The organism is Lentzea sp. NPDC036949 (genome assembly GCF_055608075.1).
The window spans coordinates 189874-206378 of record NZ_JBVJRA010000001.1 but is presented as its reverse complement, the minus strand read 5'-3'; the positions used below and the strand labels follow the sequence as shown (position 1 = coordinate 206378).

Here is a 16505-nt window from a genome sequence, read left to right as displayed (position 1 = left end):
TCACACCGGGACCACAGGGCCCCTAGACTGGGTTTTCGAGCCGGTGGAGGGGTGTGCGAGCCGAGTACCGGGTGAATCCGTCACCGTCGCGACAGGACGGTCGCAGGCACTGCTCGCCGGACTGGGAGGGCGCCGTCTCCGCGGCGAGCACCGGGCGGCAGCGACGAGCCCCCAGGTGCTTTCCCGTCGCTGCCGTTCCCGGCCGAGCACCACGTTGCCGCACGGCGCTCACACATCGGTCACACCGGGTCCGAAGAGGACGGGAGCAGGGAGTCATGAACGTCGAGTACCGCGTCCTCGGACGGGTCGAGGTGCTGCGTGACGGCGTGCCGGTGCCGTTGCCGGCCGGGCGCGGACGGGTGCTGCTCGCCACGCTGTTGTTGCGGCCCAACCGGTTCGTGCCGGTGGACGAGCTGGTGGACCGGTTGTGGGACGGGGAGCCGCCGACGGTCGACCGGGCGCACAAGACGTTGCAGATGGTGGTGCGGCGGCTGCGGGTGGCGTTGGGGGACGCGGACTGCGTGCGCACGGCGACCGGCGGGTACCTGGCCGAGGTCGACCCCGAGCGGCTGGACCTGACCCGGTTCCGGCGGCTCGCGGCCGACGGGGAGTTCACGGCGGCGCTGGCGCACTGGCGGGGACCGGTGGCAGCGGACGTCGACTCGGTGCTCCTGCACCGCGAAGACGTGCCGCCGCTGATCGAGGAACGGCTGGTGGTGCTGGGCCGCAGGATCGACGCCGACCTCGCGCGGAGCCGGGGTGCCGAGCTGGTGGACGAGCTGCGCGAGCTGACCGGCGAGCACCCGTTGCGCGAGGGGTTCTGGGCGCAGCTGGTGCAGGCGCTGCACCAGGCGGGCCGGCCGCGGGACGCGCTCGCGGCCTACGAGCAGATCCGCGCGCACCTGGCCGACGAGCTCGGCGTCGAACCCGGCCAGCAGCTGCGGGAGCTGCACGAACGGTTGCAGGACCCGGAGGCCCGCAGCGACGTGCCGCGGCAGCTGCCCGCACCGTCGGCGCACTTCACCGGGCGGGACGCGGAGCTCGCGAAGCTCACCGCGCTCCTGGACGCGGGAACGGCGGTGGTGATCGCCACGATCGACGGCACGGCCGGCGTCGGCAAGACCGCGCTCGCCGTCCGCTGGGCGCACTCGGTGGCCGACCGGTTCCCCGACGGCCAGCTCCACGTCGACCTGCGCGGCTTCGACCCGTCCGCGCAGCCGCTCGACCCGTCCGCCGTGCTGGCCTCGTTCCTGGCCGCGTTCGGCGTGCCCGGCGGCAAGGTGCCCGCGGACCTGCCGGAACGGGCCGCGCTCTTCCGCAGCGTCAGCGCCGACCGCCGCGTGCTCGTGCTGCTCGACAACGCCCGCGACGTCGAGCAGGTCCGGCCGCTGCTGCCGGCCGGGCGCGGGTGCCTGGTCGTGCTCACCAGCCGCAACCGGTTCACCGGGCTGGTCGTGCGGGAGGGCGCGTTCCCGGTGACGCTGGACGTGCTCGCCGAGCCCGAGGCCGTCGCGCTGCTCACCGCGCGGCTCGGCGCCGACCGGGTGCGGGCCGAACCGGACGCGGTCGCGGACCTCGTGGCGTTCTGCGGCGGCCTCCCGCTCGCCCTCGCCGTCCTCGCGTCCCGGGCGGCCGGGGCACCCGAGCTGTCCCTGCGCGCGCTCGCCGACGAGCTGTCCGACGCGAGCGGTGGGCTGCTCACCGGCGTGGAGACGGTCTTCGCCACCTCCTACCGCTGCCTCGACCCCGACTCGGCCCGCCTCTTCCGGCTGCTCGGGCTCGCCACCGGCCCGGACGTCTCGCTGGACGCGGCGGCCGCGCTCGACGGCAGGCCCCGTTCCGCGGTGCGCCGGTCGTTGCACGTCCTCACCCGCATGAACCTGGCCGTCGAACGCGCACCGGGCCGCTACACGTGCCACGACCTGCTGCGGGCGTACTCGCAGACGCGGTCGGTGGCCGAGGACACCGACACCGGGCGGCACGAGGCGGTGCGCCGGCTGCTGGACTTCTACCTGCACACGGCGGAGAGCGCCGACCGGCTGCTGCGCCGCACCCGCGTCGCGCTGACGCTGCCGCCGCTCGCCGAGGGCGTGCACCCGGCGCTGCTCGCCGACCGGGCCGCCGCGCTCGCGTGGTGCGAGACCGAGCACCGCAACCTGGTGGCCGCCGCGCGCCTGGCCGGTGAGCACGGGTACCACCAGCACGCGTGGCAGCTGCCCACCACGATGTTCGGCTACCTCAACTTCCGCCAGCTCCCCTCCGAGCGCATCGAGCTGTGCAAGGTCGCGCTCGCGGCGGCACGGGCCGCCGAGGACCAGTTCGCCGTCGGCAACACCCTGCACTCGCTGGGCAACGCGCTCGGCGCGCTCGGGGCGTTCGAGGAGGCCGACACCGCCTACGCCGAGGCGCTGGAGGTGCGGGAGGGCATCGGCCACCTGCACGGCATCGCCGTCACGCTCGACCAGTGGGCGGTCAACCAGGCCAGGCAGGGCCGCTTGGAGTCCGCGCGCTCCCTGCACGAACGGGCCGTGCGGCGCCGCCGCGAGCAGGGCGACCCGGCCGGGCTCGCCATGGCGTTGAACAACCAGGCCATGACCCTGGTGGCGCTGGAGGACCTGGAGGCCGCGCTGGCCGCGAGCGACGAGGCGTACGCCACGATCACCGGCGGCGGCATCGACCACCTGCTCCCGTCCACACTGGACACACGCGGCCTGCTCCAGCTCCGCCTCGGCCGGGTCGACGCGGCGATGGACACGTTCCACCAGGTGCTGGCGCTGCCCGACGACGAGGTGCCCAACGCCGTCCGCGCCGTCACGCACGAGAACATCGCCGACGCACACCTGCGCCGCGGTCGTACCGCGGAAGCCGTTGCGGCACTGGAGGAAGCGCTGCTCATGCGGGAGGCGCAGGGCAACGCGCGCGCGGTCACCCGGCTGCGGGCGCGCCTCGCCGGGCTGGTACCGGAACGCCGCTGACGCTCACGCCTCCAGCTCGCGGATGAGTCCCCGGACCTCGTCCGCACCGGGCAGGCTGCTGCGTTCGGTGAGGGCCAACGCCTCGCGGGCGCACCACAACGCCGCCTCCCGGTCGTTCACGGCGGCGAACACCCTCGAACCCTTGAGCAGCATGGCCACGCGCGGGTGGCTGGTCACCTGGTCGAGCGAGCCGGCGAAGATGTCGCGGTACAGCCGCGCCGCCTCCTGGAGGTTCCCCAGCGCGGCCATCGCGTGCGCCTTGGTGTTCTGCACCAGCGGGTCGCTGAGACCGAGCGAGGCGCACCTCGCCGCGGTGTGGTCGGCGATCCTGAGGCTCTCCGCGAAGTCGCCGGTGTGGAGCAGGGTCCAGGCGAGGCCGTTCAGCGACTTCACCGCCGTGACCTCGTCACCGGCGAGTTCCCAGTGCTCGATGGCGGAGCGGAAGTACCGCGCGGCGGCGTCGTGGTCGCCCAACGCGAAGCACAGGGCCGCCAGCTCGTGCTCGCTCGTCGCGATGCCGCGCGGCTCACCGATCTCGTGCCTGATCCGGAGCGACTCGGTCAGCAGCCGCCGAGCCCGCTCGAGCTGGTTCGTGGTCCTGCAGGTGCTGCCGAGCGTGTTCAGCGCAGCAGCTTCCGCACGCCGGTCACCGGTGAGCCGCGCACTGTCCAGCGCGATCGTGAAGAGCCGGAAGAAGTCGTCCGTCGAGCCTCGGACCAGCAGGTACCCCGTCAACGAACCGGGCAGCGTGGACGCGTGTGCGAGGTGGCCGTTGCCCGCCGCGAACTCGCACAGCTCGAAGAGAAGGTCGTGTTCGCGTTGGCACCACGCCACGGCCTCCGCGCTGTCGCTGAACTCGGCCACCTCGACGACGGGGGCGCGCTCGGTCAGCGGCCGGACCGGGCGGCTGGCGCGGATGACGCGGTCGGCGTTGTCCGCGGAGTGCAGGTGGTGGTCGAGGAACCTGACGACGGCGGTGTGCCGTTCTTCGGCGGTGTCCTCGGCGGCCGCGCATTCACGGGCGTGCAACAGCAACAGGTCGTGCAACGAGAACCGCTCAGGCGTGTGCTCCTCGACGAGGTGCGCGCGGGCGAGCGAACGCAACAACGTCAGCGCCCGTCCACTCGGCACACCGAGGAGCGCCCCCGCGGACATCGGCGTGAAGTCGGCGCGCGGGGCCAGGCCGAGCACGCGGAACATCCGGCGTTCCTCGGCACCCACCGCGGTGTAGGAGAGGTCGAACGCGGCGCGCACAGCGGCCTCCTGGCCGTCGCCGACCTCCAGCTGGGTCAGCGCATCACCGGCGCTCAGGTGCAGCACCAGGTCCCGCAGCCGCCGGTGCGGCTCGCTGACGAGGATCGAGGCGGCGATCCGCAACGCGAGCGGCAGGTGCGCGCAGAGCCGCGCGAGCTCGGTCACCGCGTCGGGCTCCGCTTCGACCCGCTCGGCGCCGATCACGTTCGTCAGGAGTTCCACCGCCTCACCGGGCGGCAGCACACCCAGCCGCAGCACCTCGGCGTCGTTCGTCGCGACGAGCCCGCGCAGGTCGGACCGGCTCGTGACCACGACCACCGATCTCCCACCCGCCGGCAGCAGCGGCCGCACCTGCTCAGCTGTGCGCGCGTTGTCGAGCAGCACCAGCACCCGGCGATCGGCGAGCAGCGAGCGGTACACACCCGTGCGCTCGTCGGTTTCCAGGGGGACCTGCCGAGCGGGAACGCCGAGGCCGCGCAGCAGCTGGCCGAGTGCGTCGTGCGGTGTCAGCGGTTCCTCGCGGTCGTAGCCGCGGAGGTTGATGGCGAGCTGCCCGTCGGGGAACCGGTCGCGCACCCGGTGGGCCCAGTGCACGGCGAGTGCCGTCTTGCCCACTCCGGCCGACCCGGCGATGGCGGAGATCACCACCGCCTGCCCCGCCGTTCCGGTGGGCAGCAGCCGGTCGAGCCGGGCCAGGTCGTCGACGCGGCCGCTGAAGCGGGCGAGCCCCGGCGGCAGCTGACGCGGGACCACGGTGTCGCGCCGCGCGCTCAGCTCCGGTTCGGCGCGCAGGATCGACTGGTGGAGGTCGCGCAGCAGCTCGCCGGGGTCGATGCCGAGCTCGTCCGACAGCAGCGCCCTCACCCGGTGGAACGCGTCGAGTGCCGCGGCCTGCTGGTTCGAGCGGTACAGCGCCACCATCAGCTGCGCCCAGAAGCGCTCCCGCAGCGAGTGGTCCGTCGTCAGCGTCCTCAGCTCGGGCACCAGGGCGGTCGCGAGCCCGTTGTCGAGGTCCAGCTCGATGCGCCGCTCCAGCACCAGCAGCCGTTCCTCGACGAGCCGAGGCACGTCCTCGCGGTGCAGGGCGTCGGACGTCACGTTGGTGAGCAGCGGACCGCGCCACAGCGCCAGCGCGGCGTGCGGGTCGGTGCGCGCCAACGCACGGAACCGCAGCAGGTCCAGGTCTTCGACCTCGGCGAGGTAGCCGTTCGTGGTGGTGACCACGCAGTTCGCCGGCCCGAGCGCCCGCCGCAGCCGTGCGACCGTCATGTGCAACGTCTTGACCGCGCGGTCGATCGAGGGCGGTGAACCGTCCCAGAGGCGCTCGACCAGCTCGTCGACCGACACGAACCGGTTGGGGCGCAGGAGCAGCGTCGCGAGCAGCACGCGGCCCTTGCCCGCCGGCACCACGACCCGTTCACCGGCGAAGAGGACGTCCAGCGGTCCCAGCACGCGGTACTCGGCCCCCAGCACGCGCACGAGCTTAGGGCCGCCCCTCCGTCCCGGTGCGACCCACGCCCGTCCTGAAGCCCCACAGCGTGACCGGTGTGTCGCAATCCGTGATCCGCGGTGAACTCCCGGTGGCCACCTGGACCATCCGTGTCGTCCGGCTGTGCCGCATCCGGTAAGCATGTGCGCGGAAGAGGGGATGGTGCATGAGCCTCCAGGTCGCGGTGGACTTCGGCACGTCGAGCACCTGCGTCGCGATCTCGGTGCACGGCAGGGAGCCGCAGGTCGTCGTTTTCGACGGCCAGCCGCTGGTGCCGTCCGCCGTGTTCGCGGCCGCGGACGGGACGTTGTTCGTCGGGCAGGAGGCCGAGCGGCAGGCCGCGGTCGACCCGGCCCGCTACGAGCCGCACCCGAAGCGCCGTATGGACGAGGGGGAGCTGCTGCTGGGCAGCACCGTGCTGCCCGTCGTGGACGTCGTGCGCGCGGTGCTGACCCGTGCGGTCGGGGAGGCGCGGCGCGTGGGCGGCGGTGCGCCCGTCGACCTGCTCGTGCTCACCCACCCCGCCGACTGGGGCACGGTCCGCACCCGCGTGCTGGTCCAGGCCGCGCGCGGGCTGGGGCGGGAGCTGGCGCTCGTGCCGGAACCCGTGGCGGCCGCCGTCTTCCACTCCGCGAGCCACTCCGTTCCCGACGGTGCGGCGCTGGCCGTGCTCGACCTCGGCGGCGGCACCGTCGACGCGAGCGTGGTCGCGCGCACCGGCAGGAGCTTCCGGGTGCTCGCGACGAAGGGCGACCCCGGCTTCGGCGGCGCGGACGTCGACCAGGCGTTGCTGGAGCACGTCGGCGCGCTCGTGTCGACGGAGGACCCGGACGCGTGGCGGCAGCTCGTCGAGGGCCGTGAGATGACCGACCGGCGCAAGCGGCGGGTGCTGCGGCAGGACGTCCGCGGCGCCAAGGAGACGCTGTCGCGGCACGCCTACACCGACGTGCCGATGCCGCCGCCGTTCCCCGACGCGCACGTCACCCGGTCCGACCTGGAGCAGCTGGTGGCGGTCCCGCTCGGCGGCGCGGCGGCGCTGGTGGGCTCGGCCGTGCGGGAGGCCGGTCTGGCGCCGCAGCAGCTGGCCGCGGTGTTCCTGGTGGGCGGCTCGTCCCGGATTCCGCTCGTCGCGCGGCTCGTGCACGAGCACACCGGCGTGGTGCCGACGAGCATCGACCAGCCGGAGACCGTCGTGGCCCGCGGTGCGCTGCGCGCGGTGAGCCTCGACCCGGAGCGCACCGGCGGCATGGCGCAGCAGGGTGCGCCGGCCAAGCCACCTCAGAACCGGGCGCACCCACCGTCCAGGGGCCCCTCGGGGGAGGTGACCCACAACCTGCGCGTGTCCGGCGACACCACCCGCAAGATCACCCGCCGCATCACGCCGCCGCCGGTCGCGCAGTTCCCCGCGTCGTTCCCGTCGATGACGCCGCCGATGACGCCGCCGGAGAAGAGGAGCAAGGCGCCGTTGTTCATCGCGCTCGGCGTGGTCGTCGTGCTCGTGGCGGCCGGCGTCGGCGGGTTCCTCTGGTGGCAGCACCGGGAGGGGACGGGAACCGCCACCCCGCCGCCCGCGGACCAGATCGCGCAGTACGACTACAGCTTCACCCGGCCCGACGGCTGGGAGCAGACCGGCGGCGCACCCGCGGCCAGGCAGGTGCTCCTGCAACCGGTCGACCGGGAAAAGAACACCGGTGATTCCCCGGCGGACCGCATCGCTGTGCAAGAGCAAAAGCTGGAGTACAACAGCGACCAGGACCGCGGGCGGGCATTCGCGGAATTGCAGAAGCAATATGGCGAGCGCGAGGAGAGGGGCGACAAGGTCGCCGCGTTCAGCGACCGCCACACATTCGCGGGCAAGTCCGTTGTTCACTATCGCGAAGAGATCGGCGGGGCCGGGGTCGACTGGTACATCCAGTTCGTCGGTACGGCTCAGGTGAGCGTGGGCTGCCAGGCGACCGAGGCCGGCCGTGACCGCGTCCGCACCGCCTGCGAGCAGATCGTCCGCTCGCTGACCATCAAGCCGTGAACAGCACCAGGGGAGTCGCCTGATGTCCGCCAACGAGGTCCTCGCCCGGTTCCGCGCCGAGGTCGGCCACGCGGTCACCCGCGCACGCCGCGCCGCCGGTGAGGCCGGCGCGCGCAACGCCGAGCTGCGGGAACGCACCCGCGAGCTGGCCCGGCAGGCCCGTGACCGCCGGGCGGAACCGGCGGCCGGTGCCACGCCGGGCGACGTCCGCGAGGCCGCCACGGGGTTCCGCACCGAGCGCGGACTGCCCGTCGAACGGACTCCGGAGGCCGCCGAGCTCGCCGCTGCGGCGTCTCAACCGGTTCCGGGGCCTGAGGTTCCCGCCACCCCCGGTTCGACCGCGGTCGCCGGTCCGAGTGGCCAGCTTCCCCGCGCGGGTGACGATGACGAGGACTTTTCGCAGTCGCGAATCCTCTACTGACACCGTGCGTTCACCTGGCGTCGTTTACTAGCGCAACTACTTCGAAAGAAGTCGCGACAGGGCGGAACCGACATGGCAGGGTCCTCGTCGGAAGAGGCGTACGAACCAAGAAGTACGACCTGAAGTTCTCTGAAGGGGGCATCTCCCAATGGCTGGTTTCGGTACCACGACCGAAGAGCTCGACACTCTGGCGAAGCGCATCATCGAGGCCGACGAGACCGCGCAGGCGAAGATCCGTCAGGTCCGCGACGCCGCCGAGACCGTCTCCGCCGCGTGGAAGGGCTCGGCCCACACCGCGTTCCAGAGCCTGATCTCCCGCTTCGACGCGGACGCCGCGAAGGTCCAGGAGGCGCTCCGCGCGATCGCCGAGCAGATCTCCGACACCTCGAAGGTCTACGCGCAGAACGAAGCGGCCCAGGAGGCCGAGATGAGCAACGTCACCGCGCGCCTCGGCTGATCCTCCTGCCCCGCAGGTCCTCGTTCCGCAGTCCAGTACTTCACAGACTTTTCTAGGGGAGATCCACAATGGGTGAAATCAAGGTTGAGTTCGGTCAGATCGCGCAGGCGGCCTCGACCATCACCACGCAGTCCAAGGAGATCGACGGCGTCCTGGACGAGATCCGCGCCGAGGTCGTGCGCGTGCTCGGCACCTGGGAGGGTGAGGGCTCGGACACCTACAAGCAGTCCCAGGAGAAGTGGGACAACGCCGCGGCCGACCTGAACTCGGTCCTCGCCGCCATCGGTACCGCCGTGCAGCAGGCCGGCGAGGCGTACCAGCAGGCTGAGAAGCAGAACGTCTCGCGCTGGTAAGACCGCGCGTGGTGGCAAGACCCCTCGTGAGCCCCGGAACCACGTGGTCCGGGGCTCACGTACGTCCGGAGCGGGGTCGGTAGGAGGGGCCGTTTTGGTCCCCGCGCCACCCATCCGGTATCTTCTTACGTTGTTGTGCGGTAGCTGGCGCCTGTGTGTGCCGCGCCTGTCTCGGAACCACCGCTTGGTTCGTCCAAGATCGGTCTGGGGCAACCGCCGCAGTGACCCCAGACGCAAGTGACGACGAGGTAATTCCGTGCGCACGTACAGCCCGAAGCCCGGTGAGGTGACCCGCACCTGGCACGTGATCGACGCCCAGGACGTGGTGCTCGGCCGGCTCGCCACCCAGGCCGCGACGCTGCTGCGCGGCAAGCACAAGCCGACCTACGCGCCTCACGTTGACACCGGTGACTTCGTGGTCATCGTCAACGCTGACAAGGTCGCTCTGACCGGCTCGAAGCGCGACCAGGCGTTCCAGTACCGCCACTCCGGCTTCCCCGGTGGTCTGCGCAAGCAGTCCTTCGGCGAGGTCCTGGACACGCGCCCGGACCGCCTGGTGGAGAAGGCGATCAAGGGCATGCTGCCCAAGAACCGCCTTGGCCGTCAGATCGCGAACAAGCTGAAGGTCTACAGCGGACCGAACCACCCGCACGCGGCGCAGCAGCCGCAGGCCTTCGAGATCAAGAAGATCGCCCAGTGAGCGACGAGTACACCGAGGAAGTTCCTGTGACCACCCCTGAGAACGAGACCCCCGAAGCCGTCGAGGCGGAGGTTGTCGAGGCCGAGGTCGTCGAGGCTGCTCCCGAGGCCGACGCCGAGGCCGCTGAGGCTGAGGTCGAGGTCGCCGAGGACGAAGCCTCCGCGCCGGTGGTCGTCGCTCCCTCGCTGAACGGTGCGCCGCACCTGGCCCAGACCGTCGGCCGCCGCAAGGAGGCCGTCGTCCGCGTCCGCCTCGTGCCCGGCACCGGCAAGTTCACGCTGAACGGCAAGGCCCTCGAGGACTACTTCCCGAACAAGGTGCACCAGCAGCTCATCAAGGAGCCGCTCGTCACCACGGAGAAGCCCGAGACCTTCGACGTCATCGCCAACCTGCGTGGCGGCGGCATCACCGGCCAGGCCGGTGCGCTGCGCCTCGCCATCGCGCGTGCGCTGATCGCCGTCGACTCCGAGGACCGCCCGGTCCTGAAGAAGGCCGGCTTCCTCACCCGTGACCCGCGGGTCAAGGAGCGCAAGAAGTACGGTCTGAAGAAGGCCCGCAAGGCGCCTCAGTACTCCAAGCGCTGAGCGAGTTCCACAGCTGTACCTGCGGGAGCAGCAGTTCACCTCGAACTGCTGCTCCCGCAGTGTTTTCCGGGTCCTTCCCGTCGCCTCGCAGTGTCCATTTCGGAGGATTCATGGCCCGCCTGTTCGGCACCGACGGTGTGCGCGGTCTCGCCAACGCCGACCTCACCCCCGAACTCGCGATGTCCGTCGCCGCCGCGGCGGCGCGCGTGCTCGCCGAACACGACCGTTCCCACCGCCCGGTCGCCGTCGTCGGCCGCGACCCCAGGGCGAGCAGCGAGATGCTGGACGCCGCCGTCACCGCGGGCCTCACCTCGGCCGGTGCCGACGTGCTGCGCGTGGGCGCACTGCCCACCCCCGCCGTCGCGCACCTGGTCTCCTCGCTGGGCGCCGACATCGGCGTGATGATCTCCGCCTCGCACAACGCCATGCCGGACAACGGGATCAAGCTCTTCGCCGCGGGCGGCCACAAGCTGCCCGACTCGGTCGAGGACGAGATCGAGCAGCGCATGGGCTCCGGTTTCGAGCGCCCGACCGGTGCCGCGATCGGCCGCGTCCGCGACATCGCCGACGCCGAGACCCAGTACGTCGAGCACCTGCTCAAGGTCACGCCGCACCGCCTCGACGGCCTCAAGGTCGTGGTGGACTGCGCGAACGGCGCCGCGTCGGTGGCCGCGCCGGACGCCTACCGCCGCGCGGGCGCCGAGGTGGTCGCGATCAACGCGGACCCGGACGGCCTCAACATCAACGACGGCTGCGGCTCCACGCACCTCGATGTGATCTCCGCCGCAGTCCGCGAGCACGGCGCCGACCTCGGCATCGCCCACGACGGTGACGCCGACCGCTGCCTGGCCGTGGACGCCGAGGGCAACGAGGTCGACGGCGACCAGATCATGGCGGTCCTCGCGGTCGCGATGCGCGACGCGGGCGAGCTGTACGAGGACACCCTCGTCGCCACCGTGATGAGCAACCTGGGCCTGCACATCGCCATGCGCGAGGCCGGCATCCGGCTGCGCACCACCGCCGTCGGCGACCGCTACGTGCTGCAGGACCTCAAGGCCGGCGGCTACTCGCTCGGCGGCGAGCAGTCCGGCCACGTGGTGCTGCCCGCGCACGCCACCACCGGCGACGGCCTGCTCACCGCGCTGCGCCTGATGGCCCGGATGGCCGAGACCGGCAAGTCGCTCGCCGACCTCGCCGGCGTGATGCGCCGCCTGCCGCAGGTCCTGATCAACGTCAAGGTCGGCGACAAGGCCGCCGTGGCGAAGGCCACCTCCGTCAGCGAGGCCGTCGCGGCCGTGGAGGCCGAGCTGGGCGACACCGGCCGCGTGCTCCTGCGGCCGTCGGGCACCGAGCAGCTCGTGCGGGTGATGGTCGAGGCCACGAGCCACGACCAGGCCGAGTCGGCGGCGCAGCGCCTCGCGGATGTGGTTTCCTCGGTGCACTGAGGACGTGCGACGGGGGCTGGCCGGTCATGAGCGTGATGATGCTGTTGATCCTCCTGGTGCTGCTGGGAGGAGTGGCCGCGGTGGTGGTCGCCGTGGTCTCGGCGTCGAAGAAGAAGACACCGCCCCCGTACCCGCCTCAGGGCTTCCCGCAGCAGCACCACGGGCAGTACCCGCCTCAGGGGTATCCGCAGCCTGGCCACCAGCACCCCCAGCCCGGCCAGTACCCCCAGCCCGGCCAGCACCCTTACCCGCAGCAGGGCCAGTACCCGCAGCAGGGACCGCCACCCGGCCAGCAGCCGCCCACCCAGTGGTGATCGTCGGCGAAATGCGCCGAATGGCTGTTTACTAAGGCAACCGACATCGCGGAGCTCCGGTCGGCGTGTGAGCGGAGCTGGCACTGTATGGCGGAACCCGATGAGGCCGAACTGCGTCAGATCGGGGACTAGGGGAGGCGAGGAATGGCTGGTTTCGGCGTACAGTCCGGCGATCTCACGAAGACCGCGGGGACCTACGAGGCCGAGGGGTCACAACTGATCTCGATGAAGCCGACGATCGTCCCGGTCGTGGGGGCCGGCCAGGTCGGGCGCAAGTTCCAGGCCGTCCACGCCACCTACAAGGGCTTCTTCGACCGGCTGGGTGTCAGCTGCGACACCTTCGGCAAGGAGGCCAACAACATCGCCACCCGGCTGAAGGACGTGGCGAAGTCGTACGAGTCGAACGAGTCCCAGACTTCGCAGCAGTTCAAGGGGTAGTGCGTCGTGGCCGACCAGAACGAGATCAAGAAGCTCCTCGACGACCCCAACGTCACGCCGGAGACCAAGAAGGCACTCGTCCCCGCGCTCGCCGGTGCCGGCGCGCCGGAGGAGGAGGTCGAGCGGTACGCCAAGGCGAACGGCGTCGACGTCCCCAGCGACCCCGGCCTCGGCAGCCACATCCTCGGTGCCGCGCTCGCCGCGCCCACGGCCGGTCTCAGCACCGTCTTCGTCGGTGCCAAGGAGATCAACCGCTCCCAGTGGGAGAAGAAGGGCGGCGAGGCCGACAAGCTCGTCGCCAAGGCCAAGGAGGAGCGCGAGCTCGGCGCCACCCAGAAGGTCCTGAACGAGCAGGGTGACGTCCCGAGCAGCAACACGCTGCTCGACGCCGGCGCACCCGGTCTGCGGTTCTTCGAGAAGTTCATCCCGGTCTACCAGAAGGCCGCTCCCGCGTGCGGTCACCAGGGCGCAGCGCCGAACCTCGAAGGTGACATCTACCGCAGGTACGACGAGGTTCGCGACATCGAGTTCGCCAAGTTCCGCGAGGACTCGGTGAAGCTCCAGGAAGCCGTCGGGAAGCTCCAGACCCACGACAACGCGCTCGGCAGCGCGTGGAACGGGCTGGGCTCGTGGGAGGGCCAGGCCGCCGAGGCGGCGCGCGGCTACCACGACAAGTTCGCCGGCTCCTCCAAGACGCTCGTCCAGCAGACCGGCCAGGCCCCCGGTGCGATCACCGCCGGCGTGACGAACATGCAGAAGCACGTCAAGGAGTTCGCGCAGCAGATCCACGACCAGTACTCGGAGAAGTGCGGCGGTCTGACGGTCGAGGAGGCCGAGACCGCGATCCGGCACGCGAACGGCGACCTCTTCGAGAACGACGGCGGTGTCCTCGACTGGCTGCACGGCGTGCCCGGCCCGCTCTTCGGCGCCGTCACCGGCGCGATCTGCGGCGGACCGCTCGGCATGCTCGCCGGCCTGGGCTGGGGCAGCTGGATCAGCAACACCCGCGAGGGCATCATCAACGCGGCCAAGGACAAGCTGCGGGCGCTCTGCCAGGAGTTCGACGCCAAGAAGAAGGCGTTCGACGGCTACTGCCAGACGGTGCAGGCCGGTGTGCAGAGCGACTACGACACGATGTTCACCGCGCTCAACGCGGCGATCCCCGCGGAGAGCCCGTTCGCGAAGATCGGTGACCCGCCCGCGTTCAGCGAGGACGGCGGCGGCCGCAAGCAGGTGCCCGGCACCGACGGCGGTGGTGGCGGCGGCACGCCCGGTGGTTCGACCGGTGGCGGCGGCGGTGGCACGCCCGGCGGTGGTGGCGGCGGTACGCCCGAGATCCCCAAGCCGGAGAACCCGCTCGACAAGGACGGCGACGGCAAGCCCGACGTCCCCGGCGACACCGACGGCGACGGCAAGCCCGACGACCTCGACGGCGACGGCAAGCCGGACGACCAGCCGAAGCCCGAGGAAGAGCTCGAGAGCGTCACGGTCAAGGCGGGCGACAACACGATCAAGATCACGGAGCCCGACTCGAACGGGCACGTGAAGATGACGATCGACACGCCGAAGGGCGAGCCGAAGACCTACGACCTGGACTTCAGCAAGAACCCGGAGGCCGCCAAGGCGCTCATGGGCCAGAACGGCGCCCAGGCCGTGACGGCGCTGGCGAACCAGGTCACCGGCGGCCAGGTCACCGGCGGCCAGGCCACCGGCACGCCCACGACCGGTGCGACGCCCGCACCCGGCGGCGGTGGCGCGCCCGGCACGGGTCCCCTCGGTTCGGAGTCGAACCCGATCCCGGTCGAGGTGGGCGCCGACGGCAAGATCCACATCGAGCAGGACGGCGTGAGCTTCACCGCCGAGGTGAACCCGGACACCGGCGAGATCAACCTGACCGCGGACAACGGCGACGGCACGCCCGACCAGATCGGCGTGGCGTTCGGCGAGGACGAGAACCCGGCAGCGGCCGGTGGCTCCGGTGGCGGTGCGGTGGACGACCTGCGCCTCGACGAGCCGGTGCAGATCCCTGAGCAGGACTTCCCGCGTCCGGTCGAGGGCGAGTTCCAGACGATGCCGGCCCAGGCGGACTTCCAGCCGATGCCCGCCCCCGCGGCCGAGCAGGTGTGGAGCCCGCCCGGTCAGGACGCCCCGGGCTTCCAGGAGGCGGTGGGCCGCAACTACGTCCAGGACAACGGTTTCATGCCGGGCCTGGGCGAGCCGAGGATGCCGGCGGACGGCCCGCAGTTCGCCACCGCGCAGGCCTCCGACAGCACCTCGACCTCGGGCGTCTCGTTCACCGGCGGCGGCTCCAGCGGCAGCGAGTCCGTTCTCGGCGGCTCCTCCATGGACAGCGCCTGGAACACCCCGTCCACCGGCGACAACGGCACCGGCTTCACCACGAACACCTCCGAGGCCGGCCAGCCCGGTTCCGCGAACCTCCCGTCCATGCAGGACGGTGCCCAGGCCCCCTCGGGCGCCGCGGCCGGCGGGATGATGGGCGGCGGGATGATGGGCGGCGGCATGGCAGGCGGAGGCGCGGGCGGCCAGCAGGGCGGCGACACCGAAAGGGGCGCCAGCCAGTGGCGCACCACCGGCACCCTGTTCGACGACGACCGCGACAACAACAACCCGCTGAGCGCCGTGCACACCGTCCTGGGTGACGACCGAGGAGGCCGCTGACCCATGTCGACCGGGCAAGTGGACCCCAAGATCCAGGCGCTGTTCGACGAGAACATCGCCCGCTCCCGCCGCGCCAACACCGAGATCACGGCGGACCTCAAAGCCGACCAGGCCCGCCTGGCCGCCGAGGCGAAGGCCCGCGAGGACAAGCACCAGCGCGACCTCGCCGCGGCCAACGAGGCCGCGGAGAACATCGCCAAGCAGGGCGACAAACCCCAGCGCAAACCCCAGTGGGAACAGCGCGACCGCTCCGCGGGCGAACTGGCCTTCGGCCCCGAGGACGACGACGGCAGCTACGCCCCACCCCCGCAACAACCCCAGTTCACGCCGCCACCGCCACCGCCTCCGGTTCCGCCGGCGCGCAGCCGTCGGCCGGCTCCGGTGGCGGATGACGACGACGATTTGAGCGGTCAGACCTGGCTCAGCTGAGTCACCGGCTTGCACCCCGGTTCGTTCCGCGATGCGGAGCAGGCCGGGGTGTTCGCGTTGACGGCCCCCGCGCGTCAGGCCGGCTTGCGCAGCCCTTCTCGCTGCAACACCAGCTCCGCGCCCTTCGAGTCCTCGTCCAGCAACGAGTCGTACGCCCGCTCACCCAGCAGCACCCGCAGCAGGAACGCCGCCACGAACGCCCGCCCGATCTTCTGGGCGCCGCGCTCACCGCGCCCGTCGAGCATGAGCTCGCTCCAGTGCCGCCCCTCGGTGAACCCGAGGTGCGAGGCCTTGGGCAGCAGCCGCAGCTGCACCGGGCCGCCCCAGGCGGACGCGATGGCCTCGGAGTGGCCGACGGGCGGGGCGATGCGGTCCTCGCCCGCGGCGAGGTGCAGGCCGGGGGCCGACACCGAGCGGGCCGCGTCCAGTGCCGAGGGGCGGGTCTCCGTTGCGGCCAAAGTCACAACAGCTCGCACCTTCGGGGACGAGGAGGCCGCCAGCACGGCCGCGCCGCCGCCCATCGAGTGGCCGGCAAGGGCCAAGCGGGCGGGGTCGACGCTGATGTCGCCGGTGCCCAGGCGGACGCCGGTGCAGATGTCCAAAGTGGTCAGCAGGTTCGCCGACAGCACGCGTGCGGAGAGCAGCGGGCCGCGTTCCACGGCCGGTGCCGCGGCGACCACGCCCCACGAGGCGAGGTGGCGCAAAAGGCCGTGGTAGCGGCGAACCGGCTGCATCCAGCCGTGCCCGAAGGCGACCGCGGGCAGGCCGAGGCCGGTGGCCGGGGTGAACACGACGCCGGGCAGGCCGACGAGGGCCAGGTCGCCGCGCAGCACTGGGTGAGGACCGGGGCGGCTGAGCTGCTCGAGAGCCTGTTTCGCGGTCAGCGTGATCACGCGGCGAGCCATGGCTGAACCGTAGTCGATGGTGTCGCCGTCGCCACA

At 71.9% G+C, this 16505-nt stretch carries 14 protein-coding genes; 12 read left to right on the top strand and 2 right to left on the bottom strand.

Going from position 1 to position 16505, the window contains the following annotated elements:
- Positions 1–275 precede the first annotated feature (275 nt).
- Complete coding sequence (locus ACZ7CD_RS01000) at positions 276–2975, top strand: AfsR/SARP family transcriptional regulator (RefSeq protein WP_470378129.1); 2700 nt, start codon at positions 276–278, stop codon at positions 2973–2975.
- A gap of 3 nt (positions 2976–2978) precedes the next feature.
- Here ACZ7CD_RS01000 and ACZ7CD_RS00995 read toward each other — a convergent pair whose 3' ends face one another.
- A complete protein-coding gene (locus ACZ7CD_RS00995) occupies positions 2979–5702 on the bottom strand; it encodes an AfsR/SARP family transcriptional regulator (protein WP_470378128.1) in 2724 nt (907 codons plus the stop codon).
- A 182-nt stretch (positions 5703–5884) separates the two neighbouring features.
- On the opposite strand from ACZ7CD_RS00995, the gene ACZ7CD_RS00990 reads away from it, so the two are divergent.
- The 11 genes from ACZ7CD_RS00990 to ACZ7CD_RS00940 all read left to right on the top strand — a co-directional run bounded on the left by ACZ7CD_RS00990 (position 5885) and on the right by ACZ7CD_RS00940 (position 15564).
- Positions 5885–7744 (top strand): type VII secretion-associated protein, encoded by a 1860-nt coding sequence (locus ACZ7CD_RS00990; RefSeq protein WP_470378127.1) that lies wholly within the window; start codon positions 5885–5887, stop codon positions 7742–7744.
- A 22-nt stretch (positions 7745–7766) separates the two neighbouring features.
- Complete coding sequence (locus tag ACZ7CD_RS00985; protein WP_470373112.1) at positions 7767–8165, top strand: hypothetical protein; 399 nt, start codon at positions 7767–7769, stop codon at positions 8163–8165.
- Between the two features lie 148 nt (positions 8166–8313).
- Positions 8314–8622, top strand: a complete 309-nt coding sequence (locus ACZ7CD_RS00980; protein WP_360395773.1) for a WXG100 family type VII secretion target — start codon at positions 8314–8316, stop codon at positions 8620–8622.
- A 68-nt stretch (positions 8623–8690) separates the two neighbouring features.
- Positions 8691–8975 carry a WXG100 family type VII secretion target gene (locus tag ACZ7CD_RS00975; protein ID WP_360395775.1) on the top strand — a complete coding sequence of 95 codons (285 nt, stop codon included), beginning with the start codon at positions 8691–8693 and terminating at the stop codon, positions 8973–8975.
- Between the two features lie 256 nt (positions 8976–9231).
- Positions 9232–9675 carry a 50S ribosomal protein L13 gene (rplM, locus tag ACZ7CD_RS00970; protein ID WP_360395776.1) on the top strand — a complete coding sequence of 148 codons (444 nt, stop codon included), beginning with the start codon at positions 9232–9234 and terminating at the stop codon, positions 9673–9675.
- Positions 9676–9701: 26 nt separating this feature from the next.
- Complete coding sequence (gene rpsI / locus ACZ7CD_RS00965) at positions 9702–10259, top strand: 30S ribosomal protein S9 (protein WP_360395777.1); 558 nt, start codon at positions 9702–9704, stop codon at positions 10257–10259.
- Between the two features lie 110 nt (positions 10260–10369).
- Entirely contained in the window at positions 10370–11704 is a 1335-nt protein-coding gene (glmM, locus tag ACZ7CD_RS00960) for a phosphoglucosamine mutase (protein ID WP_458430198.1), read from the top strand.
- A 26-nt stretch (positions 11705–11730) separates the two neighbouring features.
- A complete protein-coding gene (locus ACZ7CD_RS00955) occupies positions 11731–12018 on the top strand; it encodes a hypothetical protein (protein ID WP_360395781.1) in 288 nt (95 codons plus the stop codon).
- A 144-nt stretch (positions 12019–12162) separates the two neighbouring features.
- Positions 12163–12456 (top strand): hypothetical protein, encoded by a 294-nt coding sequence (locus tag ACZ7CD_RS00950; RefSeq protein WP_360395782.1) that lies wholly within the window; start codon positions 12163–12165, stop codon positions 12454–12456.
- A 6-nt stretch (positions 12457–12462) separates the two neighbouring features.
- On the top strand, positions 12463–15135 hold the full coding sequence (locus ACZ7CD_RS00945; RefSeq protein ID WP_470373114.1) for a hypothetical protein: 2673 nt from the start codon (positions 12463–12465) through the stop codon (positions 15133–15135).
- 3 nt (positions 15136–15138) lie between these two features.
- Complete coding sequence (locus tag ACZ7CD_RS00940; RefSeq protein ID WP_470370036.1) at positions 15139–15564, top strand: hypothetical protein; 426 nt, start codon at positions 15139–15141, stop codon at positions 15562–15564.
- A gap of 74 nt (positions 15565–15638) precedes the next feature.
- On the opposite strand, the gene ACZ7CD_RS00935 is transcribed toward ACZ7CD_RS00940, so the two are convergent.
- On the bottom strand, positions 15639–16469 hold the full coding sequence (locus ACZ7CD_RS00935) for a dienelactone hydrolase family protein (RefSeq protein WP_470378126.1): 831 nt from the start codon (positions 16467–16469) through the stop codon (positions 15639–15641).
- Positions 16470–16505: the final 36 nt, after the last annotated feature.

Bases quoted from the DNA above. Each gene is read 5' to 3' on its own strand.
- ACZ7CD_RS00940 (WP_470370036.1), top strand. From the start codon at position 15,139: ATGTCGACCGGGCAAGTGGACCCCAAGATCCAGGCGCTGTTCGACGAG.
- ACZ7CD_RS00985 (WP_470373112.1), top strand. From the start codon at position 7,767: ATGTCCGCCAACGAGGTCCTCGCCCGGTTCCGCGCCGAGGTCGGCCAC.
- ACZ7CD_RS00950 (WP_360395782.1), top strand. From the start codon at position 12,163: ATGGCTGGTTTCGGCGTACAGTCCGGCGATCTCACGAAGACCGCGGGG.
- ACZ7CD_RS00975 (WP_360395775.1), top strand. From the start codon at position 8,691: ATGGGTGAAATCAAGGTTGAGTTCGGTCAGATCGCGCAGGCGGCCTCG.
- ACZ7CD_RS01000 (WP_470378129.1), top strand. From the start codon at position 276: ATGAACGTCGAGTACCGCGTCCTCGGACGGGTCGAGGTGCTGCGTGAC.
- ACZ7CD_RS00980 (WP_360395773.1), top strand. From the start codon at position 8,314: ATGGCTGGTTTCGGTACCACGACCGAAGAGCTCGACACTCTGGCGAAG.
- ACZ7CD_RS00990 (WP_470378127.1), top strand. From the start codon at position 5,885: ATGAGCCTCCAGGTCGCGGTGGACTTCGGCACGTCGAGCACCTGCGTC.
- glmM (WP_458430198.1), top strand. From the start codon at position 10,370: ATGGCCCGCCTGTTCGGCACCGACGGTGTGCGCGGTCTCGCCAACGCC.
- ACZ7CD_RS00935 (WP_470378126.1), bottom strand. From the start codon at position 16,469: ATGGCTCGCCGCGTGATCACGCTGACCGCGAAACAGGCTCTCGAGCAG.
- ACZ7CD_RS00955 (WP_360395781.1), top strand. From the start codon at position 11,731: ATGAGCGTGATGATGCTGTTGATCCTCCTGGTGCTGCTGGGAGGAGTG.